General features: G+C 40.5%; 16 protein-coding genes. 4 read left to right on the top strand and 12 right to left on the bottom strand.

The window, feature by feature from the left end:
* Positions 1–50: 50 nt before the first annotated feature.
* The 10 genes from E0F88_RS02380 to E0F88_RS02335 all read right to left on the bottom strand — a co-directional run bounded on the left by E0F88_RS02380 (position 51) and on the right by E0F88_RS02335 (position 10,657).
* Positions 51–1,514: an alpha-L-fucosidase gene (locus E0F88_RS02380; protein ID WP_131956280.1), complete on the bottom strand. Its 1,464-nt coding sequence runs from the start codon at positions 1,512–1,514 to the stop codon at positions 51–53.
* Between the two features lie 94 nt (positions 1,515–1,608).
* The gene (locus E0F88_RS02375) at positions 1,609–2,217 is read right to left on the bottom strand and encodes a hypothetical protein (RefSeq protein ID WP_131956279.1); all 609 of its coding nucleotides are present in this window, start codon (positions 2,215–2,217) and stop codon (positions 1,609–1,611) included.
* Positions 2,218–2,741: 524 nt separating this feature from the next.
* Positions 2,742–3,191 (bottom strand): DinB family protein, encoded by a 450-nt coding sequence (locus tag E0F88_RS02370; protein ID WP_131956277.1) that lies wholly within the window; start codon positions 3,189–3,191, stop codon positions 2,742–2,744.
* 24 nt (positions 3,192–3,215) lie between these two features.
* A complete protein-coding gene (locus E0F88_RS02365) occupies positions 3,216–3,932 on the bottom strand; it encodes a DUF3667 domain-containing protein (protein ID WP_131956275.1) in 717 nt (238 codons plus the stop codon).
* A 73-nt stretch (positions 3,933–4,005) separates the two neighbouring features.
* Positions 4,006–5,343 carry a YopA family protein gene (locus E0F88_RS02360; RefSeq protein WP_131956273.1) on the bottom strand — a complete coding sequence of 446 codons (1,338 nt, stop codon included), beginning with the start codon at positions 5,341–5,343 and terminating at the stop codon, positions 4,006–4,008.
* Positions 5,344–5,716: 373 nt separating this feature from the next.
* Complete coding sequence (locus E0F88_RS02355; protein ID WP_131956271.1) at positions 5,717–6,178, bottom strand: hypothetical protein; 462 nt, start codon at positions 6,176–6,178, stop codon at positions 5,717–5,719.
* 277 nt (positions 6,179–6,455) lie between these two features.
* Complete coding sequence (locus E0F88_RS02350) at positions 6,456–6,926, bottom strand: KilA-N domain-containing protein (RefSeq protein ID WP_229213649.1); 471 nt, start codon at positions 6,924–6,926, stop codon at positions 6,456–6,458.
* 35 nt (positions 6,927–6,961) lie between these two features.
* On the bottom strand, positions 6,962–8,383 hold the full coding sequence (locus E0F88_RS02345; RefSeq protein WP_131956269.1) for an alpha-L-fucosidase: 1,422 nt from the start codon (positions 8,381–8,383) through the stop codon (positions 6,962–6,964).
* 137 nt (positions 8,384–8,520) lie between these two features.
* Positions 8,521–9,567 (bottom strand): isoaspartyl peptidase/L-asparaginase family protein, encoded by a 1,047-nt coding sequence (locus E0F88_RS02340; protein WP_131956267.1) that lies wholly within the window; start codon positions 9,565–9,567, stop codon positions 8,521–8,523.
* Between the two features lie 241 nt (positions 9,568–9,808).
* The gene (locus tag E0F88_RS02335; RefSeq protein WP_131956265.1) at positions 9,809–10,657 is read right to left on the bottom strand and encodes a sterol desaturase family protein; all 849 of its coding nucleotides are present in this window, start codon (positions 10,655–10,657) and stop codon (positions 9,809–9,811) included.
* A 149-nt stretch (positions 10,658–10,806) separates the two neighbouring features.
* On the opposite strand from E0F88_RS02335, the gene E0F88_RS02330 reads away from it, so the two are divergent.
* Together E0F88_RS02330 and E0F88_RS02325 are read left to right on the top strand one after the other, a co-directional pair.
* Positions 10,807–11,445 (top strand): ABC transporter ATP-binding protein, encoded by a 639-nt coding sequence (locus E0F88_RS02330; RefSeq protein WP_131956263.1) that lies wholly within the window; start codon positions 10,807–10,809, stop codon positions 11,443–11,445.
* Entirely contained in the window at positions 11,442–12,518 is a 1,077-nt protein-coding gene (locus E0F88_RS02325) for a hypothetical protein (RefSeq protein WP_131956261.1), read from the top strand. The genes E0F88_RS02330 and E0F88_RS02325 overlap by 4 nt, the downstream gene beginning before the upstream one ends.
* A 3-nt stretch (positions 12,519–12,521) precedes the next feature.
* On the opposite strand, the gene E0F88_RS02320 is transcribed toward E0F88_RS02325, so the two are convergent.
* Positions 12,522–13,235 (bottom strand): SDR family oxidoreductase, encoded by a 714-nt coding sequence (locus tag E0F88_RS02320; RefSeq protein WP_131956259.1) that lies wholly within the window; start codon positions 13,233–13,235, stop codon positions 12,522–12,524.
* Here E0F88_RS02320 and E0F88_RS34505 point away from each other — a divergent pair.
* Positions 13,234–13,365, top strand: a complete 132-nt coding sequence (locus E0F88_RS34505; RefSeq protein ID WP_262709853.1) for a hypothetical protein — start codon at positions 13,234–13,236, stop codon at positions 13,363–13,365. The two genes, E0F88_RS02320 and E0F88_RS34505, sit on opposite strands and share 2 nt — an antisense overlap.
* A 16-nt stretch (positions 13,366–13,381) precedes the next feature.
* Here E0F88_RS34505 and E0F88_RS02315 read toward each other — a convergent pair whose 3' ends face one another.
* Positions 13,382–13,597 carry a hypothetical protein gene (locus tag E0F88_RS02315; protein WP_131956257.1) on the bottom strand — a complete coding sequence of 72 codons (216 nt, stop codon included), beginning with the start codon at positions 13,595–13,597 and terminating at the stop codon, positions 13,382–13,384.
* A gap of 204 nt (positions 13,598–13,801) precedes the next feature.
* On the opposite strand from E0F88_RS02315, the gene fabG reads away from it, so the two are divergent.
* A complete protein-coding gene (gene fabG, locus E0F88_RS02310; RefSeq protein WP_131956255.1) occupies positions 13,802–14,548 on the top strand; it encodes a 3-oxoacyl-[acyl-carrier-protein] reductase in 747 nt (248 codons plus the stop codon).
* The last annotated feature ends 28 nt before the right edge of the window (positions 14,549–14,576 follow it).

Genomic DNA, 14,576 nt, shown 5'->3' with positions numbered 1-14,576 from the left:
AACTCCTTAATGTTAATTTAAAAACCATTAAGGAGTTAAGGGTCATTGAGTTACTCTGAATCTTTGTAAAAGCCGAATTCGCTGATTGCTACACTTACCGGCGATTTTGTTATACGCAGTCTGAATTTTTGGCCTGTTACCGGAACCGACAGTTTTACCAGTCTTTTCGCACCGACGCTGGTGCCTTTGTGGATTTCTTTCCAATCGGCTCCTTCCCACACATCCACAGCAAAACCTTCAATACGCTGTCCTAATTTAATGTATTCCTGCAAACTGATGATGTCGAAAGTAATTGGCTGGGATAAGTCTATCACTACCTCCGGTGTCGTAAAATCATCGTCGGTTGCCCAATATGTTTCCGGTTTGCTGTCCAGGATATTTTTGGCACTGTAAATGCTGTTATAACCTCTCACGTTCACTGCCTTAGAACCGGCTTTCGCAATCAGATTGGTAGCAAAAGTTTTACTGACATGGTCTCCGAAAGATTTTAGTGAAGCCACATCATCAGCATGAAGCTGTCCGCTCATATCGGGAGCAAGCCCTAAATCAAGAGCAGCACCCCGGCCTACGCTTTTTAGATATAAGTCAAATAACTTTTCAGGTGTTTTTGGTTTTTGATCCGCATGATAAAACCATCCTTTCCGAAGCGGAACGTCACATTCAGCAGGAATCCAGAATTTTCCGTTACGCGTTCCACCCGGATTTTCCTCAGCATTTGCCTGCCCCGGAACGGCCACATTTTTCCCTTTTGAAGGAACCGGCGTCAAAGTTGCCCAGGAAGTTTCATCAACTGATCCATCCTCATTTCCTGCCCAGCGTACGTCCCAGCCAATATCGCTGAAAATGTTAGCAGTAGGCTGAAGCTTACGCGTCAGGTTTGTCCAGGTAGAATCCCACTGGTAATAAGTCGTGTTGTCAATAGAGCGTTTCTCTTTTGCTCCGCCATAATATCCGTCACCGCCATTGGCGCCATCGTGCCAGGACATAAACAGCGGACCGTAATTTGAATAAAGTTCTTTAAGCTGATCGCGGTAAATCTGAAGGTATTCCGGAGTTCCGTATTTGGCATTATTTCGGTCCCAGGGAGAGCAGTAAACGCCAAATTTCAATCCGTGCTTTTTAGCGGCATCGGCCACTTCCTTTACCATGTCGCCTTTTCCGTCTCTGAACGGACTTTTTGAAATATTGTATTCCGTTGTTTTGGTTGGCCAAAGTGCAAAACCATCGTGGTGTTTTGCTACGAAGATGATTCCCCTCAGTCCGCCGGCTTTTGCTGCAAGAATAATCTGTTCAGCATTAAAATCGGTTGGGTTGAAAAGCTTTGGATCTGCATCTCCAAAACCCCATTCTTTATTTTCAAAAGTGGTAGGCGTGAAATGAATAAGGCCATATACTTCGGTTTCGTGCCAGGCAACCTGACGAGGTGCCGGAAGGGCTCCATAAGGTTTGGGAGGAGTTTGAGCAAAGGAGTTAAATCCCGCAAAAAGAACCAGGGCGGCTATTTTTTTTATCATTTTATTAAGGATCAGGTCAGGTAAAGGTTAGATGGATAAACAGCAGGTAAATATCCAATAAATTTTGAAAGGTTCGGCCGTCTGTGGCGAATTTCTATTTCAGCTTTTTGTTATTGATCAGTTCAACACTTTTAATGCTTCCTACGGGCGCTATTTTTATGTTTTTGTTCCCTTTGGTCAGATAAAAATAGTAGGAGCTGTTGTTGTCGAACAGACATACTTCTTCGGTTTTGTCAGAGTCGAAACTGATTTTATGATTATACGTAAGCTTATTCGTTTTGATCTTCTTAACCATTTTCATGCCGTTGCCTATTCCCAGTCCAAAGAAGAATGACGAAAGTGCGGTCATACAGAAAACGACGAATACACGGGAAATAGTAGCTTTGATCTCCTCTTTGGAAAGTACTTTTTCGGAATCCTTTTGACCAATAAATTTTTGAACCCACTTTTTGTGGCTGTTCCTGCTAAGTAAGAATTGGAGCAGTATTGAAAGCGCAATCATAAAAATAACCGCGATGAGAATAATCGGTTCAGAGGTCAGGTCAGCGATCGGACTGATTAAAATATCCATAATCGATGAATATTTCAGGATATTAATGTCCAGCTGATAATAATAAAGGCTCTCTTTAACAATTCCGAGGATGATCAGGTACAGGTAACCTAATGGAAGCAGATTCTGAATTTTATCTAAATTTGTTGTCAATTTCCTTTTGGTTTTAGGAGTGGTATCGTTGAGTCAGGAATGAAATTCCTTGTCGGGGTAAATTTACAAAAGTTTGTTAGAAACAGAAGGCGGATTCCTATATGACACAGCGGAATGAGGAAATGTTACGGCGCGCTGCACCTTTGTCGCTTGAAGGTAATCTTATATCTACAAATATTTCGGCGCTCTGCGCCTGTTCGTTGCCTCCGACTTCGTTGCTATGTTGCCTGGTGCAGCGCATCGGGGTAGTTTGTATTACATATTCAGAAATACCGTTCGAAAATTATCGTGACAAAATATTACTGTGCGCTGCACCTAACTTCTCTCAGGGTAATCTTATATCTACAAATATTTCGGCGCTCTGTGCCTGTCTTTTCCGGTTAACGTATCTTTAAGTTTATTGTATCATCAGGGTGCAGCGCACCCAAATATTTGTAGAAAAGCCGTTCGAACGAAAAGTGTAAGGTGCAGCGCACCGTAATAATTTGATTTACAATGTGGTGCGCTTGCAACTTTCTGGTGAATTAACCAACATCCAAAAGCCGCCGGTGATAGTTTATTTGTCCAAGATGATAGGTTAAATGCGTCGTTAAATGCACCAACAGATATTCCGTCGAGGTCTTTTTGTCAAATACGACAATGGGATATTCCATTTCCAGTTCATGTTCACTTAGCTTTTCCAAAGTTTCCTTTACTACATGAATCGTTTCCTCGATTTTGCTGAGTAATTCAGTTCTGGGAATGTTCTTTGCTGAAAATTCAAGATCTCTGTTTCGGATATAGGTGGTTTGGCCGAGTTGGGCGCCGATGTATGTGTTTAAGTTTCCAATCAGATGCAAACAAAGGTTTCCTGCCGAATTGGTAATATTCTTCTCGAAGTACCAGATTTTCTCTTCGTTGTTGTACTGTTGAATTTCAGCCTTTAACCGTTTAAGATCTCTGTCAAATAAGGTTTGTAAAGTTTGAATAAGCATGGTGATTTTGTAACGAACTTTCGGTTAATGTTTTACAATCTGATCAACCAGGAAACCTAAAAGCATTGCTGAACAGGTAAAAGTAATTACGCCAAACATGTAGGCGATGCACGCTTTCAAAATACTTGCCATTTTTCCATTGTCAAAAAACTGCGCGATTGCCCAGGAACAATAAATAAAACTTAAAATCCCACCAAACTGCATCAGGTCCACTTTGGTCAGACCCTGGAAAATGGCAAAAACAGAATACAGCAACATTGCTACACCCATAATAAAGCACAACAGGATCAGGATCTCGAAGAAGTTGTAATTGCTTTTTTTGAAAAATAACTTCAGCCACAGCGCGATGAAAACGCCCATAATGATATTGGCGTAGCCATAATGATTTTGCACCCAGGCAAAAATGGCTCCGGTGGTCGACTTGGTATCTTCCTGATAATTTACATAACCATCTTCCAGATGAAAAAAATGATTGATTACTGAATAAATTAAAGAAGAAATAATGATAAAGATAATTGGTTTCACCAGCCTGCTGCGGTTATCCGATATAAACTCCCTGACATTCTCTCCCGGCCTGATCAGCAGCTCTTTTACTGTATAAAAAATCCCTTTTTCAAAATGCAGTATATGTTCTATTTCATGCTGAATGTAATGTGCATCAATTCGTTTCAGTTTAGCAGGCTGCCCACAGTTCGGGCAATAGTTTTGGGTTACTTCGTAGGAGCAGTTCTTGCAGGTCATTGGGGTACCTTCTATTTATTGGATATTTGTTATAATTTCTATCTTCTATAAAATATTATTACCAAAATTTATGTCAGTATTTGGATTTTGAGCATCTATCTACGTGATCACCTTTATAGTCAAGGATATGCAACAATGAAATTTCTATATACCGTATATATATTTGAAGGGCTTGATACCTAGCCGTGTTAGTGATATTATTTAATTTTTTTCTCTTTTCCTCTTGTGAATGAACTATGGCATTTCTGATATAGACAATTGCATCAGGAGCATCAATGACGTTTTCTGTTGAATTTTTGAAATTTGTAAGTTCAGTAAAATCTATTGGTATTTCGCTAGAAATATTTAATTGAGAAATTAATAGGCGGATTTTATTTGAAGCACTGATATTTTCCGCATCTCTTCCCAAAATCATCTTTCTCTTTTCAACTATCCACCAGTTATAAACTAATTCCAGTGCTGTCTGAGCTAATATTATTGAGCCTTCTGAAAATCCCGTGTGGCTATTTGCCTCCACATACCAATGTATTAAGGAAGTTAAAAAGTTTTTATCATCCGGCTTGCTCCAAAAAGATCTGAATCTTTTCCAAAGCTCATTGAAACCTTTAATCGAATGCCTTCCTGGCCATGACTTTACGGATTTGTATGAATCAATAAATTTATCTGTAAAGTCAGTCCAAATTACCCGTTCTTCAAAAATACCATGAATAAAAAGTGATGCTGTTCTTCTACCGTTTAGAAAGGTTAAAAAGGTATCGAGGCAGTAAAATAATTCTTCGGTATCCACATAGCTTATTGATTTTTTTTTACTTGTTAATTCTCCATCGTATAAGGTTATGTAACCACCTTTTTCCTGTAAGCTTTCTTTACGATTTTTGAAGTCCGGACATTTGTCAATAATAATCGTGTAAACGTCATCTTCAAGTATTATTCTACCCATTGATGTTGATATGCCACTATCTCTTATTCTTTTTACAGGCAGTCCGAAAAAATCACGAAGATTTGGTATTGAAAACTTTAATTTTGATGCGGATATACTTTTGTCTCCTAGAATCGCATGTTTTGAAATTGCACCTTTGATAGTTATAAAGCTTAGATTTTCTAATGTGAAATTGGTTATAAAACCATTTCCGAATTCTAAGTCTTGGATAATTATTGAATAATCTTCATGACGGTCGATTGTTTTATATAAATTTCCATTATCTGATACTGGATTCCCATAAAAGTAAACTCCTGAGTTTGCAAACCATTCATATGTTATTTTTCCTAACAATTTTATTTCGGCAATTTTATTTTTTAGAAAGTATTCACCTTGATATATGATAATTATCGAGTTTGCTTCTTCCATTACATTTATACCATCAATTGCATCTGGAATTTCTCTGTGTATTTTTTCTATTTCTTTATCCATTAGTTATGCAGAGTTGAACTTTGTGAGAATGGGTCGGTTACTCATATGACTTCGAATTAAGTGAGAATAAAATAGTCTTAACATTGTATCTAACTCTCAATGTATAAGTTTCAATTAGCTATTCGTCATTCCACCAGTCATAATTTTGATCAATAGGGATTTCATATAAATGATCAAGCTTTCTGCCAAACAGTCTTCTTAATCGATTACCATCAGCAGTATTTTGTAGTAGAATATACAAATTGTCCTGAAAATATTTTTTTAACTGTTTATTTAGAATCGTCCTGTCAATAATAATTCTGTTATTTTCTGTGTCCTGGTTTATAAAAATTATTTCATCATCACGATATGTTTTCTTCCCATTTATAACCCATTATCCTTTTGTTCTTGCCTCGTGCATAAGTCCACAACGAACTTTGTTGTAAAATTCAGTTGCAGAGAACGGTTCATCGCATAATTTTTTTCCATTATTATCAAATTTGTAGAAGTGATTTTCAAATATTTGTTCTGAATGGAGAAAAGGAATAAAACATTCGTTTGCTGTTTTGTAATTATATTTGGGGTCAATATTTTTTTTATCGAATTTATGAATCTTTCCATACTTAAATGCTGCAAACATTTCTATTAATGCACATTGTATTGTCAGAATTGTAAATCCTTCACCTTTTAATTCGTTTGGGTCTTTGATTCTGTCAATGGGGGAAAAGTAAAAGTCATTTATACGAGCTTCAAATCTTTTAACTATTTCTGCCCAATGCTCATTGAAGTCATAGGAATTTCTTACGATCTTACGTTCTTCCGACCAGAAGTTAAGATCTAAAATTTGTCGTTTCAATGTATTGTTTAAGTTATGGCTAACTGATATCTTGATCGGCTTACGGAATTTATGTTTTTGAATCAATTACTTTTCTCATATTAAGATTTTATTCAGATCAGCTAATAGAAAAGCACAGGCTAACCTTGGTAATCAAACCACCCACAAAAAAATCCGGAAACGCTATCCCATAAAGATAACATTCCCGGACCATACTCATTGAACGAAACGGAAAAATTTATTCCTGTTTCATTCAATCACAAACAACTCATTCTATTTCAGTTCCTTAACGACAGTCTTATGCCGCAAAAGCGATGTCATTTGCGTTATGGCCATTTGGTTGAGCTGGAATATTCTTTCTGGAAATGAGCCCAATAGCGTTGGTGGTTTCAATCCATCTTTTAGGAGTAAGGACAAAACTATTCAAACCAGCTTGTTTTCTAAACCCCTCGAATTCGAGGGGTTTAAAATCGGGGTTATACAATTGTTCCCAAAACCCAAGCAACTCAATGGTGTTTCGATTCCTTAACCAATTTTGAATAATTATATCCGTATTGGCGGCATCTTTGTATCGCGCAATGTCAGTCAGTGAAATAAAATCATCCATTTCAGCTTTAAAAATGGCAATTTCTGTTCCTTTTACTTCAATGTGTGTGTTCTTAGCCATGGTAGTTGCTAAAACTTTTGTTGTTGATGATTGCTGAACTCCAACGAAAAATCCGGAAATGCTACCCCATAAAGATAACATTCCCGGACTATACTCTTTCAACGAAACGGAGAAATTTATACGGCGGACTTTATCGTCTATTCAATCACAAGCAAATAGGCAGGTTGAACACCAATCTCATCAGCAGTTTTGGCTGGGACCTGGATAGCTCCTTCTTTTTGTTTTAAGGCCTTTTTGTTTCCTGCCAGCGTGATTTTAGCAGTTGCGGATAACGAAATGCCTTCCGGTTTTAGGGAAACAGGGATTTTTTCTCCTGCTTCGGCCAGGTAAAAGGCGTAGGTTGTGTTTCCTTTTTTGGTATAAGCCCATTTGCCTTTTCTATATGGAGACAGTGGTTTGGTTTCGTATATGCCAATGCTGTTCACATTCATCCATTTGCCCATTTCTTCCAGGCGTGTGTAAGCTTCCTGATGCCATTCGCCGTCTGGGCCGGGTGCCACGTTCAGGAGGAGGTTTCCGCCTTTTGCCACGATGTCAACCAGGGTATGAACCAGTTTATGTGTCGTTTTAAAGTTTTCTTTTGGAATGTAAGACCAGGAATCGCCCATGGTCAGGCAGGATTCCCAGGGGATTGACATGTAGTTGTCCGGGATCTGCTGCTCGGGCGTTACGTAGTTTTCAAATTCACCAGTTACAGTCCGGTCTACGACCAGCAAACCCGGCTGATGCGAACGGGCCATTTTGGCAATGCGTGCCATGTCGATATCCTGCTCATAAGTGATGGATTTCTGCCAGCTGATGTTTGGATCGATGGTGTTGAAAGGACGAACCCAGCCGCCATCCAGCCACAAAATATCAACCGAACCATAATCCGACATCAGCTCTTCGATCTGGTTGTAGGTGAAATCCTTGAATTTCTGCCATACTTCCGGTCTTTTTTTAGGGTCGTAGGAAGCATTGCGGTCTTTTGGCGGGAAATAAGGCCACCAGTAAGAATCGGTATGCCAGTCTGGCTTTGAAAAATACGTACCGGTCATAAAACCCTGATTCCTGAAAGCAGACAGGATTTCCTTAGTCACATTGCTCTTCGGATTCGACTTGAATGGAGTGTTTGTAATTTTATAATCCGTGTATTTGGAGTCAAACATCGCAAAGCCGTCGTGATGTTTGGTCGTGAAAACGACGTATTTCATTCCGGCATTTTTTGCTGCAGACGCCCATTTTTCAGGATTGAATTTTACCGGATTAAAGGTTTTAGGGATCTCTTCATAAGCTTTTTTATATTCAAACCAGTCATGCGAATGCGGTCCTCTGCGCTCGCACCAGCCTTCGTCTTCCGGGCACAGCGACCAGGATTCAACAATTCCCCACTGGCTGTAAGTACCCCAGTGCATCATCAGTCCAAATTTAACATCCTGCCACTTAGCAAGTTTTTTCTGAACCAAAGGATCCGTTGGAACTACATATTTGGAATGATCCTGTTCCGCGTGCTGCTGGGCGGATGTTGATAGCGCTGAGAAAAGGGAAAGGGTGGAAAGTAAAATAGTATAAAGTTTCATTGTGGTTTAATTAATTCTGAGGTTATTTTTTACCGCAATAGAGGCAATAGGTATGCGCAAAGGGTGCTATTTTTTTTCTCCGTGTTTAAACTTGGCGCTCTCTGCGTTTAACTTCTTTTCTCTGCGTGAAATTATTCTCACACAAAAAAGCTTTTCGCATTAATCACTTTCCCTTTCCCGCCTTTTTCGGTTACAGTATAATTAAAACCTTTCTGAACGGAGTATGCGCCCACTTCGCCTTGTTTGTTGATGGCAATAAAGCCAACCTGAAAAGTTTTGGCACGTTCGGGATTTGGCTTGATAATACGTTCAACAGCTTTTTTGCAGGCTTCTTCCGGCGAAAGGCCCGAACGCATAAACTCAACAACAAGGTGTGTTCCACAGACCCGGATCACTTCTTCGCCCTGTCCGGATGAAGTTGCAGCGCCTACTTCGTTATCTACAAACAACCCGGCACCGATGATAGGCGAGTCACCCACGCGGCCCCGCATTTTGAAACCCATTCCGCTGGTTGTGCACATGCCGGACAAGTCGCCGTTGGCGTCCAGAGCAATGGTTCCCATGGTATCGTGATTGAAAGAGCCGTCGTCAAAACGGTTGGGAGCGAATGGGCCATGACCTTTTTCCTTCGGGCGTGACTGCTGATGTTCAATGTTAATGACTGGTTTGTATTCTGCCTTTTTGAGCCATTCTTTATAGGTCCGTGCAGCATCCGGTGAAAGTTCTGCCGATTCCAGTTTAAAGCCGTTGGCCAGTGCAAACTGCTGTGCGCCTACACCTGCCAGAAACACGTGAGGTGTGGTTTCCATCAATTTTCGGGCAACCGAAATCGGGTGTTTGATACGTTCCATAAAAGCCACGGAACCGCAATTCGCCTTTTCATCCATGATGCAGGCATCCAAAGTAACATATCCGTCGCGGTCCGGATTTCCGCCCAGGCCTACGCAGCAATTAATGTCATTTTCTATAGCAATTGCTGCCTGTTCTACCGCATCCAGCGCCTTTCCTCCTTTTTCGAGCACAGGCCAGGCGCTTCCGTTGGCAATCTGGCCACTGTCCCAGGTAGAAACGACAATCGGTTTGTTAGGTGCAGGTTTACCAATCAGTTTATTGATTTGGGTAAAAGGAATAGCCAGTGCGGAAAATCGCAAAAAGGAACGGCGGTTGGATGACTTTGTGAGCATTTTAGTTTATTTTTTATCTGGAATAAGTCGATTTGACTATTGCTAATATTAACATATTGCGGGATCTCAGCCCGGCATAACTTAACGGCATCTACTGATGCCGGCAAATGGCTCACAATTTATTAAAAATATTTAAGAAGTAGACCGTATTTTATCTTTCCCTTTAAAAAATTAGTACTTTATTATTTTGCTGATCTCGTAAGAACGCCGGATTTTACAGTCACGGCATGATTTGACCCAATTAATCTACTGCTTTGGAAAAATCGTCTTTCACTGGCGTGCGGTATTCCTGAAACGGAATTTTTAACAGACTGCCGACACGGCTGTTTTCATCTGGTATCGGGTGCGTGTCGATTCCGTAAATGATTTCATTTTGAGGCAGGGTTTTGAAAGTGCCAAAAAGCCGGTCCCAAACCGAGAAAATGTTACCGTAATTGGAATCCGTAAAAGGCTGAACGTAATGGTGATGCACATGATGCATATTCGGGGTTACGATAACCAGGCATAAAATTCTGTCGATCCAAAATGGCAAAACAATATTGGCGTGATTGAACTGGGAAAGAACTACCGATAGGGATTGATATAGAAAAACAAGCCACATGGGAGCTCCGGCTATAAAAATAGCAGCTGCGGTAAAGACGAAACGGATGAAACTTTCGCCCGGATGGTGGCGGTTGGCGGTTGTCGTATCTACATGCTGATCAGCGTGGTGTATGATATGAAATCGCCAGAGCCACTTCGTTTTATGCTGCGTCCAGTGCGCAAGCCAGGCTCCGACGATATCCAGGAGCAATAAGCCGGTCAGGGCGTAAAGCCAGGCTGGCATGTGGGGAAGCCATTGTAAAATGCCCAACTCTTCCTTGATTGTCCAGTCGCTGGTTTTTACCAGAATAAATGCCAGCGGGAAATTTACAAGTATAGTAGTAAGTGTAAAAAAGAAATTTATTCCTGCATGTTTCCATTTGTGATATGAAAACCGGAACAATGGCCATATGCCTTCAAGCAACCAGAAGAACAATATTCCGCCTGCCAAAATAGCGCTTCTGTGACTGGACGGGATCTGACCAAAGTAATCGATGATCGTTTGCATGGAAACGGCGCCTTGTTGATATAGAACAAATTTAACTTTTTTTAGTATAAATACCAGTTGTATCTACAATTTGAGTTTTCCAAAACGGTTAAATAAAAAATGCAACTCAATTTCTGTTCTATATTTAAGATTCTTTTACATATTTGTGGATGGTATTGGAAGTAACAAATTTGAAACAGCAGTACGGGACTCATGAGATACTGAACATGGAATCCTGGAAAATCGATTACGGTATTTATTGGATTCAGGGAGAAAATGGAGCAGGAAAATCGACCTTATTCAGATCGCTGGCAGGTATGTTGCCCTATTCGGGAAGCATTATGCTGAACGGACAGTATGATCTGAAAAAAAACCAGATCGATTATCTATTAAGATTAAATCTTGGCGAAGCCGAACCTTTATATCCGTCATTCCTGACACCCGCCGATCTGATTTCCTTTGTTGCGGAGGCGAAAAAAAGCCCGGCTGGGCAAGCTGATAAACTCATAGATGCTTTGGGGATTAATTATTTGAAAAGCCCATTTGGCAGCTGTTCCAGCGGAATGGTTAAAAAAGTTTCGCTCGCAGTTGCGTTTTTAGGAAATCCATCGCTTATCATTTTGGATGAGCCACTCATTACGATCGATCAGGAAGCGCGGGCAGCTTTATTTGAACTGATCAAAAGTTATCATGCCAGCGGCGTCACTTTTATGTTATCGTCTCATCAGACATTCCAGCAGGAAGGTCTTTTGGTTACGGGCAGTTTTGCATTGAAAAATAAGACGCTCCAAAGTATTTCGTATTTATGAAAACGATTCTGATTTCCACCGTTTCGGAATTTTTCAAACAGCGGGCTGGAATGTTTTTCGTTTTGATCGGCATTCTGTTTGGGTTTTTAAGCGGCCGCGAACATCATGCATTCGCCGCTTTTTTCCTGACAGACCGGTTTGGCATGTTTTATCTGTTTGCAGTCTGGATTTTATATACCGTTTTCTGTATCCACTTTTTAATAAACCTCTGGAAACAGCCGGCGTACCATTTTGTTTATCAAACCCGGCTTTGGAGCGGAACGAGTCGCTTTTTGAGGTTCGGAATTGTAGCATTGGGATTTTTGCAGCCTTTGCTATACTATGGGATTTATATGTTGTCCGTAGCTTTGCAGGATAAACTGCTCGGGCGTGTCTGGCCGATCTTCCTTGTTTACACTGTCCTGATTTTAGGAATTATAATAGGTACAGAATGGCGGATCCGTAATCCCCGTCTTTTTGTCAATAAAAAGCAGACAATAAGTACATGGCAAATTCCCCGGCCAAATTCCTGGATATACTGGTCACTCGAATGGCTGGTAAGAGAAAAAGGTGTTACGCTGCTGGTTTGCAAAACCGGTTCGGCCCTGGTTTTTGTCTGTACTTTGATTTACTACCAAACAGATACTTATGATTTGAGGCTGCCGGCTGTTGGTCTTTCTTTGGCTTATCTTTTAAATATTGGCCTTTCCTTTGAATTGTTTCAATGGGAAAGTGTGGTGTGGTTATGGAACCGTTCACTGCCACTTTCAATAAACAAGCGGTTCGGGCGTATGCTTCTAATTCACGCACTGGTGATCCTCCCCGAAACCCTGATTTGTTTCCGATACAACGTCTTGACTTTTTCTGAAATCGTGCAGCTCTATTGTCTGGGTTTATCAATTCTTCTGTTGTTTCATACTTATTTATACAAAAAAAACGGACTGCTGGAAGATACCATGCAACCCGTTTTAATCGAATTTGTTGTTCTTACGCTTTTGATTTTATATAAAATTCCGGTTTTACTTATTGCAGTTTCCGGAGCTTTTTATTCCTGGTTTGTATTTCAAAAATGGTATTCAGGTCAAAAAGGCTAAAATTTATTTCGGTGGCATCGAAGGGCGCACTTCAATTTTACTTGGTAGTGTACGTGAAGGCATTTTAATCAGGTCGGAAACGATCTGACCGATGTCTTCCGGCTGTATTTTCCATGCATCCTTTTCGGATGGTTTGTGATCGCCGAATTCAGTAGCAACCGATCCTGGCATAATCGTCGTAACTTTTATCCCATCTGCTCTGACGTCCATCATCATGGCCTGGGAAAGTCCAACAAGCCCGAATTTACTGGCGTTATAAGCTGTCCCGCCAGCAAAAAAGTTGGTTCCGGCCAAACTTGCAATATTGATAAAATAACCTTTCGTTTCTTTTAAAGCTTCAATGGAGGCTTTTGCACTAAAAAATACGCCGGTAAGGTTAATGTCAATTGTTTCCTGCCATTGTTCGGTTGTCAGTTCGGCGATGGGTGCAAAATGACCAACTCCTGCATTGGCAATGACATAATTCAGTTGTCCCCATTTATCCAAAACAGTTTTTACCGCAGATTGCTGGGATTCCAGATTTCTGACATCGGATTCAATTCCGATAGCAAATCCTTCTTTAATTTTATTGAGCGATGCCGCAGCTTCATCAGCGCTTTTTTGAGAGCGGCTGGTAATTGCAACATAGATTCCATCTTTAATAAGTGCTTCTGCCACACCATATCCAATTCCTTTTGAACCACCTGTGATAAGTGCTGTTTTAATTGATTCTGCCATGTATGTTAAATTTTCCGACCGCAAAAGGTCATTTAAGTTAAACCAATGGAAAGAGAACAAAGACAATGCCAGGAAGGTTTGGAATGAGGTAGTGGGAATTGAATTTCATGTTGGAAGTAATGAAGAATAGACTTCCACAACTCTTATCAAGAAATTACGCGTTTGCTACGCAGTTCATCAATTTCACTCATGATATCTTCGTCTGACAGGTCAGACGAGGGTGGCAGGGAATCGGAAATCTTTTTCCAACGTTCTTTCCAAGATGGCTCCACGCTTTTAACAGAAATTAATCCCAAGTCAACCATGTTATCAATTAATCTCCTGGCTTCAGGATTTTGAATTTCAATGACTAAAGTTTCCATAAGCACTTCTGGTTTTGGTCTTATCCGAATTTACATAAAAATTTTAATTTTACCCGGCTTTGCAAGGTGACGAGCATTTACATCCATCTCTTTTTTGCCCGTCTCTGTACAATACTCTATTTTTGCCAATCGTAATTCACCTTGGCGGATACATTATGAAACGAAGTGATGTGTCTTTGAATATAATATCTCAATACTTAACAGATGAAATTAGTAGAAAATAAAGTTGCTTTGGTTACCGGAGCTTCCCGTGGTATCGGCCGTTCAATTGCTTTGCGTCTGGCGCAAGAAGGTGCAAATGTGGCTTTTACGTATTTATCAAGCGTAGAAAAAGGGGAGGCTCTAGCGCAGGAACTGGAACAATATGGTATCAAAGCAAAAGGATATCGTTCTGATGCTTCGAACTTTCAGGCTGCCGATCAGCTGGTAACCGACGTAGTGGCAGATTTTGGTAAACTGGATATATTAATCAATAACGCAGGTGTAACCCGTGACGGTTTGCTGATGCGTATGAGCGAAGAAAACTGGGATATTGTTATCAATACCAATTTAAAATCGGTTTTTAACCTGACCAAAGCTGCTACTAAAAGCATGATGCGGGCTAAAAGCGGTTCAATTATCAACATTACATCTGTTGTTGGTATTCGTGGTAACGCCGGGCAGGCTAATTACGCGGCTTCAAAAGCAGGAATTATTGGTTTTACCAAATCCATTGCACTTGAATTAGGTTCAAGAAATATCCGTTCGAATGCAGTCGCTCCGGGTTTTATTGAAACTGAAATGACCGATGCAATTGACTCAAAAGCAACTGAAGACTGGAAACAATCCATTCCTATGAAGCGTGGCGGACAGCCGGAAGAAGTTGCAGACGCATGTATATTTTTGGCATCTGATCTTTCCCGTTACATTACAGGACAGGTTCTTCAGGTAGATGGCGGTATGCTGACCTAGTATATCTGGAAGTAAAACAGCGGTTAAC

The organism is Dyadobacter psychrotolerans, from assembly GCF_004349265.1.
Taxonomy (GTDB): Bacteria; Bacteroidota; Bacteroidia; order Cytophagales; family Spirosomataceae; genus Dyadobacter; species Dyadobacter psychrotolerans.
The sequence above is the reverse complement of the archived record's forward strand: the minus strand, read 5'-3'. Positions and strand labels throughout refer to the sequence as shown.

Coding starts and splice junctions, on each gene's coding strand:
- E0F88_RS02380 (WP_131956280.1), bottom strand. CDS start 1,514: ATGATAAAAAAAATAGCCGCCCTGGTTCTTTTTGCGGGATTTAACTCC.
- E0F88_RS02370 (WP_131956277.1), bottom strand. CDS start 3,191: ATGCTTATTCAAACTTTACAAACCTTATTTGACAGAGATCTTAAACGG.
- E0F88_RS02365 (WP_131956275.1), bottom strand. CDS start 3,932: ATGACCTGCAAGAACTGCTCCTACGAAGTAACCCAAAACTATTGCCCG.
- E0F88_RS02360 (WP_131956273.1), bottom strand. CDS start 5,343: ATGGATAAAGAAATAGAAAAAATACACAGAGAAATTCCAGATGCAATT.
- E0F88_RS02345 (WP_131956269.1), bottom strand. CDS start 8,383: ATGAAACTTTATACTATTTTACTTTCCACCCTTTCCCTTTTCTCAGCG.
- E0F88_RS02340 (WP_131956267.1), bottom strand. CDS start 9,567: ATGCTCACAAAGTCATCCAACCGCCGTTCCTTTTTGCGATTTTCCGCA.
- E0F88_RS02335 (WP_131956265.1), bottom strand. CDS start 10,657: ATGCAAACGATCATCGATTACTTTGGTCAGATCCCGTCCAGTCACAGA.
- E0F88_RS02330 (WP_131956263.1), top strand. CDS start 10,807: ATGGTATTGGAAGTAACAAATTTGAAACAGCAGTACGGGACTCATGAG.
- E0F88_RS02325 (WP_131956261.1), top strand. CDS start 11,442: ATGAAAACGATTCTGATTTCCACCGTTTCGGAATTTTTCAAACAGCGG.
- E0F88_RS34505 (WP_262709853.1), top strand. CDS start 13,234: ATGTATGTTAAATTTTCCGACCGCAAAAGGTCATTTAAGTTAAACCAA.
- E0F88_RS02320 (WP_131956259.1), bottom strand. CDS start 13,235: ATGGCAGAATCAATTAAAACAGCACTTATCACAGGTGGTTCAAAAGGA.
- E0F88_RS02315 (WP_131956257.1), bottom strand. CDS start 13,597: ATGGAAACTTTAGTCATTGAAATTCAAAATCCTGAAGCCAGGAGATTA.
- fabG (WP_131956255.1), top strand. CDS start 13,802: ATGAAATTAGTAGAAAATAAAGTTGCTTTGGTTACCGGAGCTTCCCGT.